3 tRNA genes are annotated in these 666 nt (G+C 50.6%); all 3 read left to right on the top strand.

Annotated elements, in window-relative coordinates:
• The first annotated feature begins 249 nt into the window (after positions 1 to 249).
• The 3 genes from T260_RS136435 to T260_RS136445 all read left to right on the top strand — a co-directional run bounded on the left by T260_RS136435 (position 250) and on the right by T260_RS136445 (position 657).
• Positions 250 to 326 (top strand) — tRNA-Met (locus T260_RS136435).
• 5 nt (positions 327 to 331) lie between these two features.
• Positions 332 to 407 (top strand) — tRNA-Asp (locus T260_RS136440).
• A gap of 174 nt (positions 408 to 581) precedes the next feature.
• A tRNA-Phe gene (locus T260_RS136445) sits at positions 582 to 657 on the top strand.
• Positions 658 to 666: the final 9 nt, after the last annotated feature.

Genomic DNA, 666 nt, shown 5'->3' with positions numbered 1-666 from the left:
AGCTCAGCTGGGAGAGCACTTGCCTTACAAGCAAGGGGTCGGCGGTTCGATCCCGTCATCCTCCACCATCTTAATATAAAAGCTGACTTACTTTCTCATCATCGCGGGGTGGAGCAACGAGCCTTTGCTTCATCGAATTCGCTTCGAGTTGCCTCGACGCATCGAGCGTCTTTGAATCAGCTTGTAGAGGAAGAGGCAACGAACAACAACACTAAAAGCATTGTGAAAATCAACTTACTTTCTCATCATCGCGGGGTGGAGCAGTCCGGTAGCTCGTCGGGCTCATAACCCGAAGGTCGCAGGTTCAAATCCTGCCCCCGCAACCAAAATTGGTCCCGTAGTGTAGTGGTTAACATGCCTGCCTGTCACGCAGGAGATCGCGGGTTCGAGTCCCGTCGGGACCGCCATTCTTTCAAAATTGTGAAAGATGAAAAATACGGCTCAGCAGCTCATTCGGTAGAGACGAGCATCCGCTTCATCGAATTCGCTTCGAGTTGCCTCGACGCATCGAGCGTCTTTGAATCAGCTTGTAGAGGAAGAGGCACAGAGCAATTCAACGAGCGAGTTAAAAAATAATATATGGCTCGGTAGCTCAGTCGGTAGAGCAAAGGACTGAAAATCCTTGTGTCGGCGGTTCGATTCCGTCCCGAGCCACCATTTTTATCA

It is taken from the genome of Geobacillus thermopakistaniensis, assembly GCF_000498995.1.
GTDB lineage: Bacteria > Bacillota > Bacilli > Bacillales > Anoxybacillaceae > Geobacillus > Geobacillus thermoleovorans.
Note: the sequence above shows the minus strand (reverse complement) of the source record. Positions and strands in the feature narration are given on the sequence as shown.